Here is a 22,274-nt window from a genome sequence, read left to right as displayed (position 1 = left end):
TGCAGCGCGCCTTATGGCCGACCCTACAGATCGCTGTAGGCGATGCGCTGGTAGCCGGGTAGCGCTTGGTCGAGCAAGTGGTCCAGGGATTGCCGGGGTGGCAGGTAGTCGTCGCCGAAGTCACCGTTGTCCAACTGGGTCGGATGGGCGACCACCTCGATCAGGCCGTGCGGGCGCAAGCCGTCGAGCAGGTCCCTGGGGGTGCAGACCCTGTCGGCCGAGGCCCCCGATAGCCAACGCATCCGACGATTCAACGAGCTTTTGAACAGCCACTTGAGCGGGCCGATGTTGCCGCCGACATTGCGCGCCAGCCGTACGGGCACCCTCTGCTGGGCGGCGAAGCGCGCGACGATCATCGCGATCGGCCAGATGTTGTGCACATGCTGGTGCGAATCGATATGGCTGGGCCTCACCCCGTGGTCCAGGCAACGCTCCCACTGGGCTTGCAGCTCTTGCCACACGGCGGTCCTGGCCGCGGCCGGCAAATGCAGGGCCGAGCGCCGCAGGTGCAGATCGAACTGGCCCTGGGCATCGCAGAATAGCGGTTGGCCAGCGATTGCCTGGCTCAAGGGGGCACCATAGGTCAGGTTGAAGTGCAGGCCGATACGCCCCAGCAGGGCGTGCTGATTGGCCAGGCGGCAGGCGTCTTCGAAGGCCGGCATGTTGGCCATCAGAGTGGCCGAGCTGATGACCCCGCGCTGGAACGCGCGCAGGGTCAGTTGGTTGTATTCGGGGTCGAGGCCGAAGTCGTCGGCATTGACGATGACCTGCTGCAGCCGGGAGTGCTTCATGGACGAACCTTCTTGGCAGTAGCGGCCAGGCGACGTTCGCGCCAGGCCTTGAAATGAGGCTTGAGTCGTTGCCAGAGGCGCTCGCCGAGCCCCGCCAGCAAGCCGCGCGGACGCCAACTGTAGAAACTCCAGCGCTGGTGCTCCACCAGGCCACTGAGGCGTTCATGCAACTGGTGGCTGGAGCGGCTGAGGCTCACTCGGGAAGCGTCGACCCACTGCCAGCCGTCCTCCAGGCCCCAGCGAATCCACTCGTCCAGCAACAGCCGGCCGCTGCCCAGGTTGGCGTAGTCGGCGAGAAAGGCGATGTTGTAGTCATACAGGCGCCCGCGCTCCAGGAGTCCCAGGCGATAGCTGATGCAGCGCCCCTGGTGTTCCAGCATCGCCACTCGCACCCGATCTTCGGCTGCCAGGGCGTGCAAGGCGCTGAACATCCATTGCTGGCGCCGCGCTCCAGAGAAGATCCCCAGGCCATCGGTGCCTTTCCAGCTGGACTGTTCCACTTCGCAAAGCCTCTGCAGGACCTGGTCGATGTCTTGCGCGCTGGGGGACAGGCGAACGACCCGCGCATCGATTTCGGCGCAGCGTTTCTTTGCCCGACGCAGTTCATAGCGCAGGGTCCCGCTGGCTTCTTCGCGATCGCTGGGAAGAATCTGGTGCTCCGGTACGCGGCATCCCAGCGACTGTTCGCCATAGCTGCTGGCCCGGCGCCAAGGCTCCAGCACGCCGGCGGCATCGACCAGCTCGTGCAGTTGCAGCAAATCGTGGGGCAGGCGCCGGCGAATCTGGCCCAGGGCTTCGGCCATGGCCGACCTTGCAGCGGGCGCCACCAACAGCGCCAGGCGATCGCTCAGTGGGTGCCCCAAGTGCCGCAAGACCCGCAATGGCAGGCCGCCACGGGACTCTCGCCCGGCGATCAATGGCAGGCACAGCAGCAACTCCGCGTCCTGCCAGCCCATCAGGATGTGCAATGCCTGGTGCTCGGTCAGGGCCTGTTCGGCGCCGCGCAGCCAGCCCAGGCGATTGAACGGGGTGGCCTGTTCGGTCGCTTCGCACAGTCGTTCATAGGCTTGTGCGGGGAAGTTTTCGGTGCACAGGCTGGTGCACCATTGCCAACGCAGGGTCACGTGCGCTCCTTGTCGATCTGGCTGGCCGCGGCCTGCTGCTCGGCCAGGCGACCGCGCCTGAGGTGATGCAGGCGCGTCTGGTGATAGGGCCGGCGGCGATGCAAGTGCAGGCAGCGCAACAGGCAATAGACATGCAAGGATTCGCCGACCTCCTGGAAGCCCAGGCGCATGTGCATCTTCAACGCGGCCTCATTGCGTACGTTAACCAGTGCCCGGGTGGCCTTGAAGCCGCGCTCGCGGTACTCCTCCCAGAGCATCTTCTGCGCCAGGATCACCACCCCCGAGCCACGGTAGGGCAACGCGCATTCCCCGGCGAACTGGTACAGGCAGCCAGGCGGCATGCGCATCCAGCAGCGATACAACTGATCGTCGTAGTAATCACGCTCGCTGATCCACACCATCATCATCACGTTGCCTTCGTGATCCAGGTGGGCGCTGCCGCGACTGCCCTTGTCCAGCAGGCCGCGAATGGCCGGTAGCTGCGCCTTGAAGTACTTGTCGAAGGCCGGCAGCAGCTCCCGGGTGATGCGCACTTGGGGCCAGCGCTCGGGGCTGATGGGGCAGGGCACCGGCAGCGCCAGGGGGCGCTCCAGGGTCAACAGCTCCCAGTGGTAGTAGAAGAAACGTTCGCGCAGCAGGCGCAGGCTGCCGCGCAGGCCCTTGCGGCGAATCTTGGCCAGCAGGCCGGTCAAGCGATTCATAGGGTTTTCCAGGTCAAGGCGAACAGGGTCTCGCCGGGCAGTTGGAACACTGCACGGCCGGCATGGCACTGCACCGGTGCGTCATGGCTGTAGCCGTCGGGCCCCAGCAACTCCAGACGAGGGCCGGACTGGCAGAGATCGGTCGTCGCCGCCAGCTCGATGGTGTGTGGCCGTAGGGTCTTGGCCACTCCCAGCAAGCTGTGACGGGCGCCATCGCGCAGGGCCAGGGCGTCCACCTCGAAGGCCGGGTTGTCCAGCGCCTGGACCTCGCCCAGCCAGTGCTGCTGGATGAATTGCTGGGCCTTGGCCACCGGCTTGAGGGCAAAGCGCTGGGCGTCGCGCAGGGCCAGCATGCCCTTGGGATACTCGGGTTCGTCGGCGGCCTGGAACCAGTTGAGCATGTCCAGCAGGCCGTCCTGCGAAGCGTTGACCACTACCGACATCCACCACAGCGCCGCATAGTGGGTGTCTTGCTGGTAGGGGCTGAGGTCCGGGCCGCTGGAAATATTGGTCTGGCTCAACAGCAGCGCCTTGCGTGGCCGGCCGTGCTCGTCCAGCCCCACCAATTGCGCAGCGGCGCGCACGCTGTCGCGGTAGCGCCGGGTGGCCAGCAGATCGCGCACCATCCATTCGTGCCAGGCCAGGGCATCGATATCCTCGCCATGTTCTTGCAGCAGCCGCTGCGCCCAGTCGATGCCCCGGCGTTGCCCGGCACCGACCCGGAATGGCCCGTCCAATAGCCTGGAGCTGGCTGGCATGGCAATACGTACCCCGGCTGCGCGGGTATCGGGATTGGCCCGGGTGTGCTCCAGCATCTGCCCGAAATAGGCGGCGAACGCGGCATAGCTTGGGTAGTTCAGGTTGGGTTCGTCGGCAAAGGCCAGGTAGTGCGTGCCTCGGTTACCCAACTGCGCGCTGTCGGCCAGCCAGGCATCGAGCCCCGCGAGGGTCTGGCGATCGGCCTCCAGTACCGGACGGCGCCCGGTACCTGCCAGGAGGGTGATGTCGTGATCGATGGCGAACATTTCGCGATACAGGCGACGAAAGCCGATTTCCCGCAGCGGTTCGCTCTTGATCACATCGACGAAGCTGTAGAAGTTGGCCGACCGGGCGCCCAGGGCCCGTAGCAGTTCGAAGGTCGACTGCGGCGGCTGGGCGTAGGGCAGGGCGATACCCAAGTGCGGGCTGGGACCCCGAGCCTGCGGCTTGAGCGTCAGCTCCACCTGTCCCGGGGTCCACTGCAATGGATGCAATTGGTGCAGGTCCTGGGCGAACAGGTTGGCGGTGCCATCGAGCCAGAACCCGACCTTGCCGGAGCCGCCCATTGACAGGCGCCAGACTTCATCCTGGCTGGCCGGTGGCAACGGGACCTGGTCGAATTGCGGGTACTGTTCGTGGCGCTCCAGCTTCAATCGCACTTGCAAGCCATCGCTCAGGCGCACCGCCTGCAACACGCTGACACCACCGTGATACTTGCCAGCCAGCACCGCTCGCTCCCCTGCGGCCACCTGAAAATACAGCTCGGCCCCTTCGGCGACATCGGCGCTGAAATGCACTTTGGCCGGCTCGAACTGGACTTGAGTGGCACTGTCATGGCCGATCTTGAAATTGCGAAAGCTGTAGCCCGGGACTTGCAGGCGATAGTCGCCCTGGGCCGCAGGCAGGTGGATATCCTGCTGGCCATAGGCTTGGCTGGCGGGGATATCCAGCGCTTGCAGCAACTGGCCGTCAGGCGCCAGCAAATACAACTGCTCGTGGTTGGCGTCGCTTTGCCACGCGGGGCTCCAGCGCAGATGCAGGGTGTCGGCCGCAGCGGCCTGCAGGTACAGGCTGCCATCGCGGATATCGCCCCACTGCATGGGGGCCGCGTACAGCGACGGCGCCACGAATAGCATCAGGGCGAACAGGGAACGGGGTTTCATCAGGCCTTTTCCTTGGGGCGCAACAAGTGGCGCAGGTAGACGATGTCTGCCGGTAGCAGAAACAGGGTGCGGTACCAGGCAATACCGCTGAGCCGACAGTACAGTGCGAGCATTGCCAGGCTTACCGCCAGGTAGGCGATGGACGAAGCCAGGCCCGCACCGACGATGCCCAGCCGCGGGATCAGCAGCGCGTTCAGGGCCAGGTTCAGCAGCGCGCCGGCCCCCAGCATCAACGACAGGGTGCCAGGCCGCTGCTTGCCCAGCAGGTCCAGGCGCAGGATGCTGGCGTAGCACAGCCCCAGCAGCCCGGGCAGCAGGGCCAACAGCGCTTGGTAGGCCGGGGCATAGGCCGCACCGAACAGGGTCACGATCAACCACTGGCCGATCAGCGCCATGGCAAGGCAAGCGCCGAGCATGACCGTGGCGGTCAGGCGCAGGGCCAGGGCGGTAAGCTGCTCGATGCCATTGCCTTGCTGCAACAGGCGCTTCATCAGGGGCGTGGTCACGGCCTCGGGAATGATCAGCAATAGCTCGGCGGCGGCGCTGGCCATGGCATACCAGCCAAGGGCCGTGGGGTCGAGCAAGGCGCCGATGAACAGATAGTCCGAGCGCAGCATCAACTGCTGGGCCAGGACACCGGGATGGCTCTGGGCGCTATAGCGCAGGAGCCGGCCTTGTTCGCCGGACTGCCAGCGCAAGCGCAGGTCGTGAAAGCGCGCCAGCCAGCACCAGCCCACCACGACCACCAGCAGGGTGCCCCCCAACCAACTGACCAGCGCCGCGGACAACGGCTGGTCGCGCCAGATCCACCACAGGCCGACGAACAACACCAAGGGCACCAGGGATTCCAGCAACCGCAGGGCATTGAAGGCTTCGACCCGGCCATCGGCGTTGTGCAGGGTCAGCAGGCCGCTCTTGAGCACCGTGATCGGCACCGCCAGCAGCAGTAGCCAGGCCAGGCTCCCCAGTTGCAGGCTCAGCTCCCACTGGCTGCCCAGGGTGTTGATCAGGGCCAGTGCGGCTAGGGTCAGCAGGCTGGCCAGCAGGCAGCCGTAGACCAGGACCTGGGTCAGCAGCAGCGCCATGGGGCGCTGGCGGGCAGCGTCATACCCCACTGCCGTATTGAGACCGCCGCTGGTGAGCGCGGCGATCAGGTCCGGCAGGGTACTGAGCAGGGCGAACAGGCCGCGATCCGCCGGGCCCAGTAGCCGCGCCAGGAGTATGTTGCGCAGCAGGCGCAGGCCGATCATCGCCAGGCGCGTGCCCATGCTCAGGGCCAGGTGCCAGAGGTAGCCGCCACGCTTCATGCCCGCGCCCCCTTCAGCAAGCGCCAGGCCAGGAGCCCCGGATGGGCGGCGCTGGCATGGCTGACATCGATTCGTGGCAGGGCCAGCCATGGGTTGTCACCTGCCTCGATCAGGCCGGGTTGGGTGCCCAGGGCATAGCGATAGCCCAGCTCGGCGACGGCGCTGCGCACCTGCAGGTTGTGATCGCCATTGGGATAGCAGTAGATCTCCAGCGGGGCCTGGCAATGCTTGCGTAGCGCGTCATGGGAGCGTTTCAGATCACTGCGCAGGGCGAGCGGATCGAGACGCGTGAGAATGCCATGGCTGGCCCCGTGGGGGCCGAAAGACACCAGCCCGGAACGTTCCAGCTGCTTGACCTGGCTCCAGTCCATGGCATGGGGCGCGGCGCCGGCCGGACAACTGTCGGCCAGGGCTTGCAGGGTGACCGGATCCAGTTGCTTGAGGCGTTGCAGGTAGCCACCCAGGACACGACTGCGAGCCACGCTGGCGGCCGTTTGCAGCAAGGCTGCGGGCGGGGGCAGTTGCAACATTCGCAGGTAGTCCAGCAGTGGCTGGCTTGCGCTGGCGTTGGGTTGCTGCCACAGGGTCTCGCCAATGGACTCCCACCAGAAGCCCTGGCTGCGACCGATGAAATCGGTGGACAGGAAGATGCTTGCCGGCACTTCGTAGCGCTCCAGCAGCGGGTGGGCCACTTCTGCGTTGTCGCGCCAGCCATCGTCGAAGGTCAGGGCTATCCGGGGGCGGTCGCCACCGGGCAGCTCCAGCAGTTGCTGCAGCGGCACACAGTCGAAATGCCGGCGCAACCAGCGCAGCAAATGCTCGAATTGCGCCTGGCCGACACATAATGGCGCACGGTGGGGCAGGCTCGCCGCGGCGGAATCGGCGAGCACCCGGTGCAGCATCAGTATCACCGAGCAATCGCTCAGGCGGCGGCGCCCGACACTGTGCAGGTAGGCACTGCCCAGCAGGCGCTTGAACGTCAGTTTCACCTTCACCTCAGCGATTCTGCTGTGGGTTCCACAGGGCATAGCGCTGCCCGCGGAGGAACTGCCAGAGACCCATGCTCATGCCCGCCAGGGTCACCAGGATGAATCCGGCCAGGCGAAACACCTTGGGCAGGCGTCCGCGCGAGTCCAGCAAGCCCAGGAGGCCCGCGCCATAACCCGCCAGTTGGGCAACCAGCAACGCGCTATAGAAGGGGCCGGCGTCCCACAGCAACAGGTTGCTCAGCAACAGTGGCAACAACAACACCGGTGCCAGGCGCCGGATCAGCTTGTGGCTGATCAGGGCAATGGCATAGGCGCCGTGGCGCCATGGATTCATCAGCTCCCGGCGCTGGGCCAGGCTCTGCAAGCCGCCCACGGTGACCCGCAGGCGCCGGCGGTATTGTTTGTCGGCTTCATCCACGCCCTGGTCCAGCACCTGGGCTTGCTCCACATAGACGATGCGCTTGCCCGCCACCGGGGCGCAGGTGCTGATGAAAAAGTCATCGTTGACCTCGGCCGGAATCCGCTGGAACAGTTCCCGGCGCAGGGCCAGCAACGCGCCGTCGGCTGAAACCATGCAGCCGGTACGATTCTCGGCCTGGCGCAACCAGGCTTCGTAATGCCGGTACAAGCTATCTCCCAGGCTCAGGTTGTGCCCGGGCCGGGGGATGATCATATGCCCACCGCAGGCGCCTACCTGCGGATCGGCCAGGGGCTCCAGGAGCTTGCCCAGGGTGTTGGTGGACCACTGGTTGTCGGCATCGGTGAACACCAGGATGTCATTGCGTGCCAACTCTACCGCGGCGTTGAGGGCCCCGGCCTTGCCCACCCGCGGCAGATCCAGCACCAGGACCCGTGAGTCGCGCAGGCCCAGGGCAATGGCCACGGTCTCGTCGCTGGAGCCATCGCTGGCCAGGATGATCTGCAGGTCGGTGGCCGGGTAATCCTGTTGCAGCAGGGTCTGGAGCTTGTGCTGGATATGCGGTCCTTCGTTATGAGCGGCGATGATCACGCTGACCGATAGCGGCTGGCCCTGCATCGCCGGGCGTGGGCGCACGAACAGGCTGAGCAGGCCCAGCAGCAGCGGATAACCCACCCAGGCATAGAAGGGCAACAGCAGGCAAAGCCAGAAAAGAATCTTAGCCACGGTCGGGCCTCCTGACAGAACGGTTGAACAGACCCTGGATCAGGGCCGAGGCCCCCAGGTACAGGCGCACCCAGTGCAGCAGCCAGAGTTGCAGGACAAACAGCGGGTCGCGCTGGCGCCACCCCTGGCGCAGGGCCAGGAGCAGGGGCGCGAGGGCGGCCAAGGCCAGGTACAGCAAGGCGCCGCCCCCCTGGCCCAACAGCAGCGCCAGCACAGCCATCAGGCTGAGCAAGGCGCACGCCAGGCACAGCAGTGGGAAGCGCAGCAGGCGCAGGCTCGGCCCGGCGCTCTTGAGCAATTGCACATGGCTGCCCTGGCGCCAGCGTTCCTTGGCGGCCCATTCGCTCCAGCTGGCTTCGAACCCCCAGTGCAGCACCTGGGGCTGGGCCAGGCTCAACTGCCGTGCCCCGGCGGCGTGCAGGCGCAGGCCGAAGTCCTTGTCCTCGCCGGTACGCAGTTGTTCGTCGAAACCGCCGACACGCTCGAACCATTCGCGCTTCAGGCAAAGGTTGGGCGTAGGCAGCCACTGCAACAGGCGAGCCTCGTTCCCGGCCGCCAGGCTGCGTCGCTGCCAGGCCCGGGCGAACCAGGGAGCGCTGGCTGGGGCGGCACAATCCAGGGCGAAAACCTCGGTCTGCGCCTGGTTGCGTTGCCAGAGTTGCAGCCAGTTGCCGGGTACTTCGATGTCGGCATCGAGAAAGGCCAGGCAGTCGCCAGTGGCGACGGCGGCGCCGCGATTGCGCAAGGCCCCGATGCTCAGCCCGGGGCATGGCAGGACCTGGGCACCCAGTTTCCTGGCCCGTTGTGGTCCCTGGTCGGTGGAGCCGTTGTCGACCACGATCAGCTCGCAGTCCATGTCGGCCGCCCGGGCGGCGCGTAACACGCTGGCCAGGGTTCGCTCGATGTGTCGCGCCTCGTTGTACATGGGCACGATCACGCTGATCCGTTGCATTGCAGCCTCCCTTGGCAGGATCTCGCTGATGACATGCTCGCCTTGGCGTCGCGACGCCAGGACGACTTTCTTGCGGCGCTCGCGCCCCGAGTAACGGTGCCTCATCACGCTTACTCGGCCTCACGCCGTAGCACGCTGGACAAGGCCAGGAAGATCCACAGGTACTTGTGGTTCGGTGCGCTGAGGAACAGCAGGAACACCGCCAGTGCCAACAGGCTCAGCCCCAGGTGCGTGACAAGGTCGGCCTGCTCCCGGGCGCCCCGGGCGAGGAACGCCTGGCGCGAGCGCTCGAAATTGCGCAGCCCCATGAGCAGCAGCGCCACGAAGCTCAGGCCGCCGGGAATGCCCAGCTCGCTGAACAGTTCCAGATAGGTGTTGTGGGCCCGGCGATACAGGTCCGGCTCGTTGAGGTTTTCCGAGAAACTGCTGGCGAAGCCGGTTTGTGCGTAATGGATCGGGAAGGTACCCAGGCCTGAGCCCAGCAGTGGGTTCTCGCGGATCATCTGGCTACCGACCACCAGGTAGGAGGTCCGACGACCCAGGGAGGTGTCCGCCGAGTGCGAACCGGATTTGAGCATGCCCAGGGACTTGATCCGCGCCACATAGTCGGCCGGCAGCGCGGCAATACCCAGGGGCACGACGATCGCCACGGCGAACATGGCGAAGCCCAGGTGCTTGGGCCGCAGGCGCTTGAGGCGGTCGCGGTAATGCCAGGCCCCGATGGCGATGGTGAACAGCACCACCAGCAGGCCGGAGCGCGAGTCGGTCTTGGTCATCCCAGCCATCAGGGTCAGGCTGATGGCCACCCAGAACAGGCGCTCCAGCCAGTGGGGCGAACGCAAGGCGAGCAGGATCGCCGGTGGCACGGCCATGGCGATCAGCAGGGCAAAGTAGTTGGCGTCCTGCAGCAGGCCGATGGCCCGGCCGCCCACCTGGTACTTGGCGGAAACCAGCGCGATCACGCAGGTAATGGCCACGCTGACCGCCAACAGGCGGCAGAGCATCAGCAGGTTGATCTCACGGGCAATCAGCAAGGTCACGAAGAACAGCACCAGGCCCACGGCCAGCTCTCGCAGGCTGTCCAGGGAGACGGCCAGGTTCTCGCTGTACATCAGGCTCAAGAGCAGGCACAGCAGGAACGGCCCCAGGGCGCGCCACAGGTTGCTGCCCAGGCGGGTCTCGGGGATCTGCCGCAACAACAGCTTGAACAGCATGATCAGGATCAGGGAGGCGCCCAGCAGCTTGGCCCCGGAAAAAGCACTGTCCTTGAACAGCCCCTCGAAAGGCACCAGTGCGCAGATCCCCAGCAGGCCCCAGGCCGGACGACGATAGAGCAGGGCCAGGCCGAACATCCCGACCACCACCAGTGGTGCCAGGAATGGCCACGGGCTGGCAAGCAAGGCCAGGCCGGCCAGGCCCAGGAGCAAACCGAGAAAAGGTGCGGCGATCATACCGGGGTAGTCTCTCTGGCAACGCGGTACAGCTCATCCCAGCGCTTGGCCAGGGTGGGCAGGTGATGGTGCTGGCGCTGGGTGACACGAGCCGCCTCGGCCAGGCTCCGGGCCTGGAGTGGATCGTCCAGCAACTCGCCGATGCAGCGGGCCAGTTCCTCGCTGTCCAGGGGCGTGGCCAGCAGGCCGTTGTGCCGATGCTGCAGGACATCGGGAATGCCGCCGACGGCAAAGGCCGCCACCGGAGTCCCGACCTGCATGGCTTCGAGCAGGATCATCGGCGTGCCTTCGGTGCGCGAGCTGATCACCAGCACGTTGAGGCGCTTGAGCCAGGGCTGCATATCGCTCTGGTAGCCCGGTAGCAGGATACGCAGGGACAAGCCGGCGGCCTCGATGCGCTGGCGCAGGATCGCGTTCTGCTCGCCATCGCCCAGGAGCACCGCCTTGAGGGAGGGGCGTTGCTGGCACAGGCCGATCAAGGCATCGAGAAACAGATCCGGGCCTTTTTCCCCGCTCAGGCGCCCAACGAAACCCACCAGGGGTTCCTGCTCGTCGCGCCGCACCGGAGCGTCATGCAGGGGCGGAGCCTGGTTGCCCGTGGCGATGGCCGGGGCCGGTTCCGGCAGGCCGTTGGGAATCACCAGCAGCTTGGCTTCGGCGACGCCTGCCTGCAGATGCAGGCGGGCGATACTCTGGGCGACGCACACCACCCGGCGTACCTGGCTGCTGCGACACAGGCGCAGGCTGGTCCAGGTATAGAGCTTCTGCTTCAGGCTGCGCGGGGTGAAACCGTGCTGGGTCATTACCAGCGGCAGTTGCAGGCGCCTGGCACAGGCCCAGGCGAACACCTGGGCCTTGAAGTTGTGGGCATTGAGCAGCCCGGGCTGCTGGCGCAGATGGGCCAGCAGCTCCTTCAGGCTCCGGCAATTGTGGCTGGGCACGCCGGCCTCGGCAAAACGCTGCAGCAACGCCAGCGGAGCATCGATGAACACCACCCGATGCTCGCCCGGGGTGATCAGGCAGTGATCCAGCAACATGCGCTCGGCGCCATAGAAGCCACCGCTGTGGATCAGATGCACGATAGGCTGCGCGGCCATGCTCAAGTCGTTCACTGTTTGGCCCAATGCCAGGCCCAGCGCCAGGTCCAGCGTGGGTAGGGGTTGAGCTGCGGGGTTTCGACCGCGTTGAGCACCATCAGCACGGGCAGGCCGAGATGGTCGCTGACCTGGGCCGGATGCTTGAAGCGATGGTCGAAGAACTCATAGACATAACCCAGGGCGATGGCCAGGAGCAGCCCGGTCAAAAGACCCAGGGGGATGATCAGCATCGGTTTGGGGAAAGCCGCTTCGCTGGGTTCGTAGGGCTGGCTCAGGACTCGCGCATTGGACAGCTCGCCGCTGATCAGGCGCTCGCCGCGGCTCTCTTCATAGCGCTGGGTGTAGGTGAAGAAGGCCTTGTGCAGGGCATCGATCTCGGTGTCCAGCTGGCGCAGCTTGCTCAGCACTTCCTGCAGGTCGCGCACACGGGTCTTGTAGTCGTTGATCCGCGTGGTTTTCTGGGCGATCACCGACTGGGTGATCTGCAATTCGCTGCTGCGTTCGCGGACGCGGTTCTCCACGACCTTGAGGAACTGCGCCCGGGCCCGGACGATCTGCTCGCGCTGTTGCTGCATTGGCACGCTGTCGGCGCGGTAGGTATCGGCGGTGGTGCCGTACTGGCTCACCAGGTTGGTCAACTGCTCGCCCAGGTGCTTGATCTCGCGGTCTTCGTAGGCAACGTTGTCCACGGTGTTGGCGAAGGCGAAGGGAAAGGTGTAGTCGGTCAGGCCGGCCTTGCGTGCAGCGTCCAGGCTTTTTTGCAGGTAATCCAGGCGGCGCTGGCTTTCCAGGGCCTGGTCACGGTAGCCGTTGAGCGACTGCTCCTCGGTGTTGATGGCATTGAGGCGGAAGGTGATCTCCTCCTTGGGGTCGGAGGCATGGGCCGCTTCCAGCAATGCCTGGCGCTTGCCCTCCAGATCGTCGAGGCGTGACTGGTACTGGGCCTTCTTCTGTTCGTAGAAGGCCTCGGGCAGTTCATTGGATTGCAGGTCCTGGCGGCTCTTTAGGTAGTTGGCCAGCAGGCGCTCGACAAAGCGCGTGCCCTCGGCGGCGGACGGGCTGCTATAGACGATGGAGATCACGTTGGAGCCGGGCAGGGTGCCGATCTTCAGATCCTTGACCGCCTGGTCGGTGAAGGCGTCCAGGCTGGTATCGCGTACCGGGTCCACTGCCAGGCCGAAGAAACCGCGGGCCGGATTGATCACATAGTTGCGCAGCGGGTCCACCAGGAGGCTGCGGATCGGCTTGAGCACCAGCTTGCTCAGCAGGCCTTCGCTGCCGCTGAACTGGCCCTCGCGACGCAGTTGGTCGATGGTGTCGCGGATCAGGGTCGGCGAGCGCAGGATATTGCTCTCGGTCTCCATGTCCGCCAGCGAAGGCGGGATGAACTTGTCGGCATCCGGGGCGAGCACGGTGTTGGCGTCGGTCTGCGATAGCTTCTTGGACTGCACGATGACTTCGGCAGTGATCTCGAAGCTCTGCTTGAGCACCAGCGGCAGCAACAGAGCGAGCAGGGCGAAGCCCAGGAATACCCGCTTGATCAGGCGCCGATTGACGAAGAACACGAGGAGGAACTCGTGCAGGTAGTTTTCGATCTTGGTCATCGAGGCGAACTCAGTTGTTATTCGATTCTTTGTTGTCGACGCGGTAGCCGAAGCTGAAGCCGACACCCTGGAACATGATCACGTCCGCCAACTGCTTGCTCAGTGCACCGGCCTTGGCCAGGCGGGTCTTGGGCACGTAGAGCATGTCGTCCGGCTGCAGGTAGGCGAACTGCAGGGCCTTGCCATCCAGCGCCGCGTCGGCGTCGTAGACCCGGGCCTCGACCTCGCTGCCCTTGCGCCGCAGGATCACCACCGAGTCCAGGCGCGCGGTGGGGCCGGCGCCCTTGGCCAGGGTCAGGGCCTCGAGCACCGAAATCGGCCGGCGTACCGGGTAAGCGCCCGGCTGGCCGACTTCACCCATGACGAAGACCTCATTGGCGGCGGTGGTCTTGAGCAGTACGTCGACACTCACCGCACCGATTTCCTTGGCGTAGCGCTGGTTGATCAGGGTTTGCAGCTCGCTCAGGCTCTTGCCCTGCAAGGACAGGCTGCCCAGCAGCGGGAAGCTGGCGCGGCCATCGGAGCCCACCACGATTTCGCGACTCAAGCCAGTGGCCGGGTTGGTCAGGCTGGTACGCAGGTTGTCCAGCTGGGCCATGGCGTGGGAGATCGAGAAAGTGATCTGGGGCTTCTTCAACACCTTGGCGTACTGCGCTTGCAGGGCCTGGCGCGCCTGTTCGGCGGAGAGCCCGGCGACCTGGATATTGCCGATATAGGGCATGTCGATGCTGCCATCGGGCAGTACCAGCTTGTTGCCCCCAAGCTCCGGCGCGCTGATGAAGGTCACATCGACCTGGTCGCCCGGTTGCACCAGGTAGCGGGTCTGGCTGGTGGTGCCGATATGGAAGATCACGTCCAGCACGTCCTGGGGACGCAACACCTGTTCGATGGGCATGACTTCGGTGAGCTGGGCCTGATCGGCCGGGGCGCTGAGGATCTGTACCGGCATGTGCTGTGGCTCGCGATTGGCGCAACCACCCAGGGCCGCCAGCAGCAGTGACAGGCTCAGCAGGGAGAGTCTTGGCTTGTTCATGGTTACACGGTCCTTGTACCGGTCAGAGGCGGTCGTAAACCCACTTGGGCATGTAGTACTTGCGGGCGTTGAACACGCTGCCGATCAGCTTCGCTTCGGCCTGGATCAACCGTTGCGCCGCGGCCTGGGCCACTTCCCAGCGGGTTTCCTCGCTGCGCACCACCAGCACCACGCCATCGACCTGGGTACTCAGGGTGAGGATGTCGCCACTGCTGTACACCGGGTCGCCATCGATGATCACGAAGCGGTACTGCCCGGCCAGGAGCTGCAGCAGGTCGCGCAACTGCTCGGGCGTCAGGCGTTCGGCGTACTGCTGGCGCCGACCCAGGGGCAGGAAGTCGAAGTCCTGCTCCTGGCTGTCATGAATGCAGCTACTCAACTGCGGTGGGGTACTGGCCAGGGCCAGGTCGAGAAAACCCGGTTGCTGGTCCAGGCCCAGGCGCCGGGTCAGGCTTTGCTCGCCCAGGCTGGTATCCACCAGCAGTACTCGGCCCCGGCTGGTGCGTGCCAGCTCACTGGCCATGCTCAGGCTGCTGCTGGTGACGCCACTGTTGCGGTTGGCCGCGGTCAGCAGGATCACGCGCAGTTCCTGGTCGAGCACGGTCACTGCCAGGTTGCTTTCACTGGGGGGCTGGATTTTCAGACTGGCAAAGGTTGCTGCCGCCATTTCAACTTGCTCCGTGGCCATTGAGGACCTTGAAAGGGGTTTTGATCAGGATCTTCAGGTCGAGCCAGGGGCTCTGCTGGAAGATGTAGGTCATGTCGAGGGTCACCCGGCCGTCGAAATCCACGTCGCTGCGCCCGGAGACCTGCCACAGGCCGGTGATGCCCGGGTAGATGCTCAGGCGACCCAGGTGGTGTTCCTTGTAGGTCTGGGCGTGGAACGAGGTTGGGCGTGGGCCGACGATGCGCATCTGGCCAAGCACCACATTGATCAGGTTCGGTAGTTCGTCGAGGCTGGTACGACGCAGGAAGCCGCCGATCCCGGTGATCCGCGGATCGCGATCGATCTTGAAGTCCACCGAGTCCGGGCCGTGCTTGTTCAGGTGGCGCACCGAATCCTTGAGGGCCTCGGCGTTGACCACCATGGTGCGGAACTTGTACATGCCGAAGCGTCGGCCACGAAAACCCGTACGCAACTGGACGAAGAACACCGGCCCTGGGCTGGTGAGCTTGATTGTCAGGGCAACCACCAAAAGCACCGGCGACAGTGCCACCAGCAGCAGCGCTGCCAGTACTGCCGAGGTCAGTCGCTTGCTGCGTGACAAGGTCCAGGGCCGGCCGCCATCGCGGCCAGTGATCCAGCCATGGTGTTGCAGGTCGATGGCAGCCTGGACCTTGCGTCGGAACGGGTCGTTGCGCCGATCGATGCGCGCGGGCGCATCGCTTGCGGGCGATGAGAGGGGTCTGTCCATATCCACCGGAAGTATTTCCATTGCAAAAGAATTAGGGGAACGCTCAGGGCACGCAGGCCGCTCAGGACGTCCGGCCTTGGTAGTAGCGCAGGTACCACTGCACGAAATCCCTGAGCCCGTCTTCCAGGGGAACCTGGGGCCCGAAGCCGGTGAGGTTCTCTAGGGCGCTGACATCGGCGCAGGTGTTGAGCACATCTCCCGGCTGCAGTGGCAGGTACTCGACCTGGGCCTGGCGGCCAAGGAGTTTCTCCAGGGCGGCCACATAGTCCTTAAGGTGCACGGGGCGCTGGCCGCCGATGTTGAACAGGCGCCAGGGGGCCATGCTGGTGGAGGGGTCCGGTTGCTCGCGGTCCCACAGCGGGTCGCGGGCTGGTGGTTTGCCCAGCAGGCGCACCAGGGATTCGACGATGTCGTCGATATAGGTGAAGTCGCGCTGGTGCATGCCGTAATTGAACAATTTCAGCGGATGCCCCTGGCTGATCGCGTCGGCGAACAGAATCGGCGACATGTCCGGTCGGCCCCAGGGGCCATAGACGGTGAAGAAGCGCAGGCCGGTGGCCGGCACGCCGAACAGGTGGGCGTAGCTGTGGGCCATCAGCTCGTTGGCTTTCTTGCTGGCCGCGTACAGCGAGAGCGGGTGATCGACGTTGTCGCTGACCCGATACGGGGTTTGCTGGTTGGCCCCATACACCGAACTGGAGGAGGCATAGACCAGGTGCTGCACGGGGTAGCGCCGGCACATCTCCAGCAGGTTGAGAAAACCGCCCAGATTGCTGTCCAGGTAGGCCTTGGGATTCTCCAGGGAATAACGCACCCCGGCCTGGGCGGCGAGGTTGATCACCACCTGTGGGCGGACTTCGGCGAACAGCCGATCCAGGCCCTCGCTGTCGGCCAGGTCCAGGCGTTGCAGCGGGAAATGCCCCACTTGCTGCTCCACCCAGCGCACCCGATCGTGCTTGAGCTGGGGGTCGTAGTAATCGTTGAAATTATCCAGTCCGGTGACCTGATGCCCATCCTTGAGCAAACGCAGTGCGGTATGGGCGCCGATGAACCCGGCGGCCCCGGTAATCAGGATATTCATGCGCAAAGTGCCCCAGGTACGCGGTAAGGCAGGCCGATGCTCAGGTAGTGCAGACCAGCGTCCGCTGCCTGTTGCGGGTTGTAGAGATTGCGGCCATCGACGATCAGGCGATCGTTGAGCTTCTCGCGCAGCAGCTTGAAGTCCACCACGCGAAAGGCCTTCCACTCGGTGCAGATCACCAGCGCGTCGGCGCCTTGCAAAGTGTCGTCGCGGGTCGCGCACAGTTGCAGGTCATCGCGGTAGCCATACAGGCGCCGGCACTCGGTCATGGCCTCGGGGTCATAGGCATGGACCTTGGCCCCGGCTTCCCACAGCGCTTGCATCAGGTAGCGGCTGGTGGCTTCGCGCATGTCGTCGGTGTTGGGCTTGAATGCCAGCCCCCACAGGGCGATGACCTTGCCCTGGAGGTTGTCACCCAGGTGCGCCTTGAGCTTGCGAAACAGCACATGCCGCTGCTGCTCGTTGACGTCGCGCACGGTCTTGAGCATCTGTGGTTCCAGGCCATGGCTTTGCGCGGTGTGGATCAGCGCCCGCAGATCCTTGGGGAAGCACGAGCCGCCAAAACCGGCGCCCGGGTAGATGAAGTGATAGCCGATACGTGGGTCGGCGCCGATGCCTTTGCGTACCGCGTTGATATCCACTCCCAGCCGCTCGGCCAGGTTGGCCATCTCGTTCATGAAGCTGATGCGGGTGGCAAGCATGGCATTGGCCGCGTACTTGACCAGCTCGGCACTGCGGTTATCCATGAACATCAGTCGGTCGTGGTTGTGATTGAACGGCGCGTAGAGCTCGCTCAATTGCTGGCGAGGCAGTTCATGGGCGCAACCGATGATGATCCGGTCCGGACGCATGCAATCGGCGACCGCCGAGCCTTCCTTGAGGAACTCCGGGTTGGAGACCACGTGGACCCGCAGCTCGGACTTGCCCAGGTCCGCCAGTTGCTCGGCCACGGTCTCGACCACCAGGTCCGCGGTGCCCACAGGCACTGTGGACTTGATGACCAGGGTCTTGTCGCTGTACATGAGGCAGGCAATGTTTCGTGCAACGGCCAGGACATGATCGAGGTCCGCCGAGCCATCTTCATTGGAGGGGGTACCCACGGCGATGAAGATCACCTGGCCATGGCCTACGGCATCGCTGGGCTGAGTGGTGAAATGCAGGCGGCCGGCCTTCTGATTCTCTTCGATCAGGGCCGCCAGGCCCGGTTCGTGAATCGGTGGAATGGCGCGCTGCAGTTGGGCGATCTTGTGGCTGTCGATATCGACACACACCACGTTATGCCCAACATCGGCCAATGCAACCGCTTGCACCAGGCCAACATAGCCAGTACCAAAAACGCTGACTTCCAAGGGAACGACCTCGTCCATGATGAGTGTTGGGTGAGGGCGTGGCTCACCTTCTGAAAAAAGGCATGTGGCACATGGCCTTCATTGCGCTCTTTTTTTGACACTACCACAAGATTGAGACGTTTAATTGACGTTTTTTGGCGTTACATAAATGACACAGCCTCTCTATTTATTTTTTAGATACAAATAAAACCCTTTAAAACATAGCATTACAGTTATTAATGATGGTCATAATGAAAAGCGTCAAATACTTGTATTTGTTTGTTGGGTTCGCTAAAAATCCGACGAACGGTAGTTATTTTCGACAAAAGTTTGATGCTTCTTTGCTACCAGCCTGCAAAAAAGAACGATCTAGAGAGTGTTTCTGAGCGATGAGACAGTTTTTCGAGGCGCTTTCCCGGGCAGTGAAAAAGTCTCGGAATTGATCAGCTCGATGCTGGCAGGAGGTGTCGAACGTGAGCGCTGGAGTCAGACTAAAGTCGGGTAGGGCAAAGGCGGGCGATCTGCCATCATTTCCGGTCTTCATTGATTCAATCAATTCAACCGGTGATGTTTAATTTGCCGGATGGATTTCTCCTGGGTCTTTTCTGCCTCGCGTCACTGATTTTCTGCTGGAGCCTGTTCATGCGTCCCCCTTTTCCTTTACTCAATCCGTGCCCGCTCCTGGGCCTCGGAGCCGCTGTCCTGTGCGCGGGTTTTACACCGTTGGCCACTGGCGCCGGCTTTATCGAGGACAGCAGCGCCAAGCTCGAATCGCGCACGGTCTATTTCAATCGGGACTTTCGTGACGGCCATACCAGCAACGCCCAGGGTGCCTCCAAGCGTGAAGAATCCGCCCAGGGCTTCATTCTCAATCTGCAGTCGGGCTATACCGAAGGCACCGTAGGTTTTGGCCTGGATGCCCTGGGCATGCTCGGGCTCAAGCTCGACTCCAGCCCGGACCGCAGCAACAGCGGCCTGCTGCCATCCAGTGGGCATGACCCGCGGGGCTCGGCCGACCAGTACGCCAAGCTGGGCTTGACCGCCAAGGTGCGGGTATCGCAGACCGTATTCAAATACGGTGCGCAACTGCCGGACCTGCCGCTGCTCAAGTACAACGATGGCCGCCTGCTGCCCACCCTGTTCAACGGTGCGGTGCTGACCTCCAAGGAGGTCAAGGACCTGACCCTGACGGCGGCGCGCCTGAATCGCTACACCGCCCGGGATTCCACGGACTCCCAGGACATCCGCGTGCACTGCAAGAACAAGCGCTATGCCTGCAACACCACGGCGGATCATTTCGATAACTATGGCGTGGACTACAAGTTCAGCGACCTCCTTAGTGGCCAATACCATTACGCCGAGCTGGAGGACATCTACCGCCAGCACTTCATCGGCTTGCTGGCCAACCAGCCTTTGGGGCCTGGCGTGCTCAAGGGTGACCTGCGCCTGATCAAGAGCGACGACAGCGGCAGCGCCCGTGCCGGTAGCATCGACCACCGGGCCCTGAGCACCATGCTCAGCTACGGCCTGGGTGGGCACGTGTTCAGCGCCGGTTGGCAGCGCATGTACGGCGAGAACTCGATGCCGTACCTGGATGGCAGCAACCCGTACCTGGTGAACTATGTGCAGGTCAACGACTTCGCGGCGATCCAGGAGCGTTCCTGGCAACTGCGCTATGACTACGACTTCAAGGCCGTGGGCATCAACGGCCTGAGCTTCCTGACCCGCTACGTCAGTGGTGACAACATCAAGGTCCCGGGCAGCCTGCGCGAAGGTCGGGAATGGGAGCGTGACAGCGAGCTCAAGTACGTGGTGCAGAGCGGCGCCTTCAAGGACGTCAGCCTGCGCCTGCGTAACGCCACCTACCGTAGCAACTACCAGAAGATCGCCCGCGACATGGACGAAACCCGCCTGATCGTCAGCTACAACTTCTCGATCTTCTGACGTAGCGCTGCCCTGTAGCCGCTGTCGAGCCTGTGGCGAGGCTGCGCGAAGGCCCGCAGGGCCTTGTCTTGACCCGCTTGCGCGGTCGCAAGCAGCCCGCGGCAGCGGCTACACGGCGCATTACACCAGTTGATGCCGGTAGGGCAGGTCCGGCCCGGTGCGGGTGCAGGTCAGCGCTGCGGCGTTGACGGCGAAGCGCAGCATGGCGTCGATCTGTTCGCGCTCCAGCTGCGCAAGACCCAGGGGCGAGTCCAGCCCCTGCTCGGTCAACCAGGCGATCAGCGCCGCCTGAAAGGTATCGCCGGCGCCCACGGTGTCGGCCACCTGCACCTGGGGCGTCGCGACCGACCAGTGGCCGTGGTGCTGGCTGAACACCGTCGCGCCCTGGCTGCCGCGGGTCAGGAACACCAGCTTGGCACTGCCTTGCAACCAGCCCTGAATCAGTGTCTCGGGCGCCTGCCCGGGATACAGCTGCTCCAGGTCCTCATCGCTGACCTTGATCAGGTCGGCGTGCTCGGCCAGTTCATCGATGCGTTGGCGCCACAATTGGATATCCGGCTGCGGGCCGAGTCGCACATTGGGGTCGAGGCTGATCAGCCGCCGCCCCCGCTCGCGACGCACCAGGGCCAGCAGGGTATCGGCGATCGGTTGCACCACCAGGGCAAACGAGCCCACGTGCAGCCCGCGTACCAGGTCGTCCAGTTCCGGCAGGTGTTCTGTCAGCAATTGTCGGTCGGCACAGCCTTCGCCACGAAAGCTGTAGTGTGGCGAGCCATCGCTGCCCACCGCCACCATGGCCAGGGTGGTAGGGGCCGTGAATTCGCGCAGGTGGCGGGTGTCCACGCCTTCCTCCTCCAGCACCCGCCGCAAGCGCTGGCCCAGGTAGTCCCGGGACAGTCCGGCGAGCAGGGCCACATCGATGCCCAGGCGGCGCAGGCCTACCGCCACATTGAACGGCGAGCCACCGGCAATCGCCTGGAACGCCACTTTATTGGCCGGAGCACCGGCTTCGTCCACGCTAAAAACATCGAACAGCGCTTCACCGCATACCAGATACATAGTCATTCGCTCTTCAAGGGGCCAGATGCTGTCGATGGCGCTCACGCAGCGGTTGGCAGGGGCCGGGCTCGGGGCGCCGGATCATGCATGATATCGGTGATGGCAGGCGATCGCCGCGATGATTTCTACCCGCCATTGCCGTCCATGCAATGGCCAGGTACATCAGCCCAAGGTCCACTGGCTTTTTCCCGGTCACTGCCTAAGATGGCCGTCGTAGCTCCTCCTTTGTCCCGGAAACCGTTGGTAACGATGTCGGAAAAAGACACCATCTCCCTGCAACTGGTGCGCGAAGCCTTGTTGCAAAGCTGCGCGCCTGGCGTGGCCACCGAAGAAGTGCTGCACAAGGTCGGCATCGATCCGCTCGACGTGCAGTTAGGCACGGGGAGGGTTCCGGCCAACGCCTATGCGCGACTCTGGCGCTTGCTGGCACGGCGCCTGGACGATGAGTTCTTCGGCATGGATCCGCGCAAGCTCAAGTCCGGCAGCCTGGCGTTTCTCTGTCGTTCGGCCATGGCCCAGCCGACCCTGGCTCAAGGCCTGGATTCGGTGCTGGAGTTTCTTTCACTGATGCTCGAACACCTGGGCGCGCAACTGGTACGCCAGCAAAGCCTGGCGGAAATCGTCCTGGCCGAGGACGAGCAGCCTCCGCGCCGGGCGTTTACCTATTTCACCTACTGGATGATCGTTCACGGCGTGGCGTGCTGGCTGGCAGGGCGGCGGATTCCGATCCTGGCCATCGAATTGCGTTGCCCGCAGCCGGAGTTCTGCGATGACTACCGGGTGATGTTCTCCGACAACCTGCGCTTTGACCGACCCCGCACGCGGATGATCATCGCCGCCGACTGCCTGGACCTGCCCATCAAGCGCAGCAAGGAGGAGCTCAAGCGGTTCCTGGCCCAGGCCCCGGCCAATATCCTGGTCAAGTACCGCGATCCGCAGAGCCTGGCCAGCCGGATCAAGCAGCAGTTGCGCCAGCTACCGGCAGAGCAGTGGCCGGAAAGCGAAAGCCTGGCCCAGAGCCTGTGCATTTCGGCCTCGACCCTGCGCCGCCGCCTGGCCGAGGAGGGCCAGAGCTACCAGGCGCTCAAGGACAGCGTGCGCAAGGAGCTGGCCATCGTCTGGCTGGCGGAACCGCAGATCAGCTTCGCGCAGATCGCCGAGCGCCTGGGCTTTGCCGATACCAGTTCGTTCTACAAGGCGTTTCGCAAGTGGTCCGGCTCCAATCCCGGGCACTATCGCAGCCTGATTCTCAACGACCCGGCCTGATCTTGGCCAAACCGGTCACGCAGGTTGACAGCTTTGACCATTGTCCGGCCAAGGCTCTGGCGCCAG

At 64.2% G+C, this 22,274-nt stretch carries 19 protein-coding genes; 2 read left to right on the top strand and 17 right to left on the bottom strand.

All coding sequences use genetic code 11. The annotated features are described in order from the left end of the window. Positions 1–23: 23 nt before the first annotated feature. From I9018_RS16610 to I9018_RS16535, 16 genes are all read right to left on the bottom strand, one after another. On the bottom strand, positions 24–791 hold the full coding sequence (locus I9018_RS16610; protein WP_124347698.1) for a ChbG/HpnK family deacetylase: 768 nt from the start codon (positions 789–791) through the stop codon (positions 24–26). Then, positions 788–1,915 carry a GNAT family N-acetyltransferase gene (locus I9018_RS16605; protein WP_124347697.1) on the bottom strand — a complete coding sequence of 376 codons (1,128 nt, stop codon included), beginning with the start codon at positions 1,913–1,915 and terminating at the stop codon, positions 788–790. Before I9018_RS16605 ends, I9018_RS16610 begins: the two co-directional genes overlap by 4 nt. After that, on the bottom strand, positions 1,912–2,616 hold the full coding sequence (locus tag I9018_RS16600) for an N-acetyltransferase (RefSeq protein ID WP_068586477.1): 705 nt from the start codon (positions 2,614–2,616) through the stop codon (positions 1,912–1,914). Before I9018_RS16600 ends, I9018_RS16605 begins: the two co-directional genes overlap by 4 nt. Next, on the bottom strand, positions 2,613–4,538 hold the full coding sequence (locus I9018_RS16595) for a hypothetical protein (RefSeq protein ID WP_241106909.1): 1,926 nt from the start codon (positions 4,536–4,538) through the stop codon (positions 2,613–2,615). Before I9018_RS16595 ends, I9018_RS16600 begins: the two co-directional genes overlap by 4 nt. Continuing rightward, positions 4,538–5,845, bottom strand: a complete 1,308-nt coding sequence (locus tag I9018_RS16590) for an oligosaccharide flippase family protein (protein WP_241106908.1) — start codon at positions 5,843–5,845, stop codon at positions 4,538–4,540. Before I9018_RS16590 ends, I9018_RS16595 begins: the two co-directional genes overlap by 1 nt. After that, positions 5,842–6,840: a polysaccharide deacetylase family protein gene (locus tag I9018_RS16585; RefSeq protein ID WP_241106907.1), complete on the bottom strand. Its 999-nt coding sequence runs from the start codon at positions 6,838–6,840 to the stop codon at positions 5,842–5,844. The genes I9018_RS16590 and I9018_RS16585 overlap by 4 nt, the downstream gene beginning before the upstream one ends. A gap of 1 nt (position 6,841) precedes the next feature. After that, the gene (locus tag I9018_RS16580; RefSeq protein ID WP_241106906.1) at positions 6,842–7,978 is read right to left on the bottom strand and encodes a glycosyltransferase; all 1,137 of its coding nucleotides are present in this window, start codon (positions 7,976–7,978) and stop codon (positions 6,842–6,844) included. Beyond that, complete coding sequence (locus I9018_RS16575; RefSeq protein ID WP_241110160.1) at positions 7,971–8,930, bottom strand: glycosyltransferase; 960 nt, start codon at positions 8,928–8,930, stop codon at positions 7,971–7,973. Before I9018_RS16575 ends, I9018_RS16580 begins: the two co-directional genes overlap by 8 nt. A gap of 110 nt (positions 8,931–9,040) precedes the next feature. Beyond that, positions 9,041–10,381: an O-antigen ligase family protein gene (locus I9018_RS16570; RefSeq protein ID WP_241106905.1), complete on the bottom strand. Its 1,341-nt coding sequence runs from the start codon at positions 10,379–10,381 to the stop codon at positions 9,041–9,043. After that, positions 10,378–11,478 carry a glycosyltransferase family 4 protein gene (locus tag I9018_RS16565; protein WP_068586673.1) on the bottom strand — a complete coding sequence of 367 codons (1,101 nt, stop codon included), beginning with the start codon at positions 11,476–11,478 and terminating at the stop codon, positions 10,378–10,380. The genes I9018_RS16570 and I9018_RS16565 overlap by 4 nt, the downstream gene beginning before the upstream one ends. 11 nt (positions 11,479–11,489) lie before the next feature. Then, a complete protein-coding gene (locus I9018_RS16560) occupies positions 11,490–13,082 on the bottom strand; it encodes a lipopolysaccharide biosynthesis protein (protein WP_241106904.1) in 1,593 nt (530 codons plus the stop codon). A 10-nt stretch (positions 13,083–13,092) separates the two neighbouring features. Continuing rightward, a complete protein-coding gene (locus tag I9018_RS16555; RefSeq protein WP_241106903.1) occupies positions 13,093–14,115 on the bottom strand; it encodes a polysaccharide biosynthesis/export family protein in 1,023 nt (340 codons plus the stop codon). Positions 14,116–14,137: 22 nt separating this feature from the next. Then, positions 14,138–14,782, bottom strand: a complete 645-nt coding sequence (locus I9018_RS16550) for a CpsD/CapB family tyrosine-protein kinase (protein ID WP_068586451.1) — start codon at positions 14,780–14,782, stop codon at positions 14,138–14,140. A 1-nt stretch (position 14,783) separates the two neighbouring features. Beyond that, entirely contained in the window at positions 14,784–15,530 is a 747-nt protein-coding gene (locus tag I9018_RS16545; RefSeq protein WP_241110159.1) for a sugar transferase, read from the bottom strand. 61 nt (positions 15,531–15,591) lie between these two features. Further along, a complete protein-coding gene (locus I9018_RS16540) occupies positions 15,592–16,611 on the bottom strand; it encodes an NAD-dependent epimerase (RefSeq protein WP_068586445.1) in 1,020 nt (339 codons plus the stop codon). Beyond that, positions 16,608–17,960: a UDP-glucose/GDP-mannose dehydrogenase family protein gene (locus tag I9018_RS16535; protein ID WP_241106902.1), complete on the bottom strand. Its 1,353-nt coding sequence runs from the start codon at positions 17,958–17,960 to the stop codon at positions 16,608–16,610. Before I9018_RS16535 ends, I9018_RS16540 begins: the two co-directional genes overlap by 4 nt. Positions 17,961–18,581: 621 nt before the next feature. On the opposite strand from I9018_RS16535, the gene I9018_RS16530 reads away from it, so the two are divergent. Continuing rightward, positions 18,582–19,883 carry an OprD family porin gene (locus I9018_RS16530; RefSeq protein ID WP_241106901.1) on the top strand — a complete coding sequence of 434 codons (1,302 nt, stop codon included), beginning with the start codon at positions 18,582–18,584 and terminating at the stop codon, positions 19,881–19,883. 120 nt (positions 19,884–20,003) lie between these two features. Here the strand turns inward: I9018_RS16530 and I9018_RS16525 are convergent, their stop codons facing one another. Further along, positions 20,004–20,942 (bottom strand): carbohydrate kinase, encoded by a 939-nt coding sequence (locus I9018_RS16525; protein ID WP_241110158.1) that lies wholly within the window; start codon positions 20,940–20,942, stop codon positions 20,004–20,006. 249 nt (positions 20,943–21,191) lie between these two features. Here I9018_RS16525 and I9018_RS16520 point away from each other — a divergent pair, with 249 nt between their 5' ends. Next, on the top strand, positions 21,192–22,208 hold the full coding sequence (locus tag I9018_RS16520) for an AraC family transcriptional regulator (protein ID WP_241106900.1): 1,017 nt from the start codon (positions 21,192–21,194) through the stop codon (positions 22,206–22,208). Positions 22,209–22,274: the final 66 nt, after the last annotated feature.

The sequence above is a fragment of the Pseudomonas sp. MPFS genome (genome assembly GCF_022537035.1).
Taxonomy (GTDB): domain Bacteria; phylum Pseudomonadota; class Gammaproteobacteria; order Pseudomonadales; family Pseudomonadaceae; genus Aquipseudomonas; species Aquipseudomonas sessilinigenes.
Note: the sequence above shows the minus strand (reverse complement) of the source record. Positions and strands in the feature narration are given on the sequence as shown.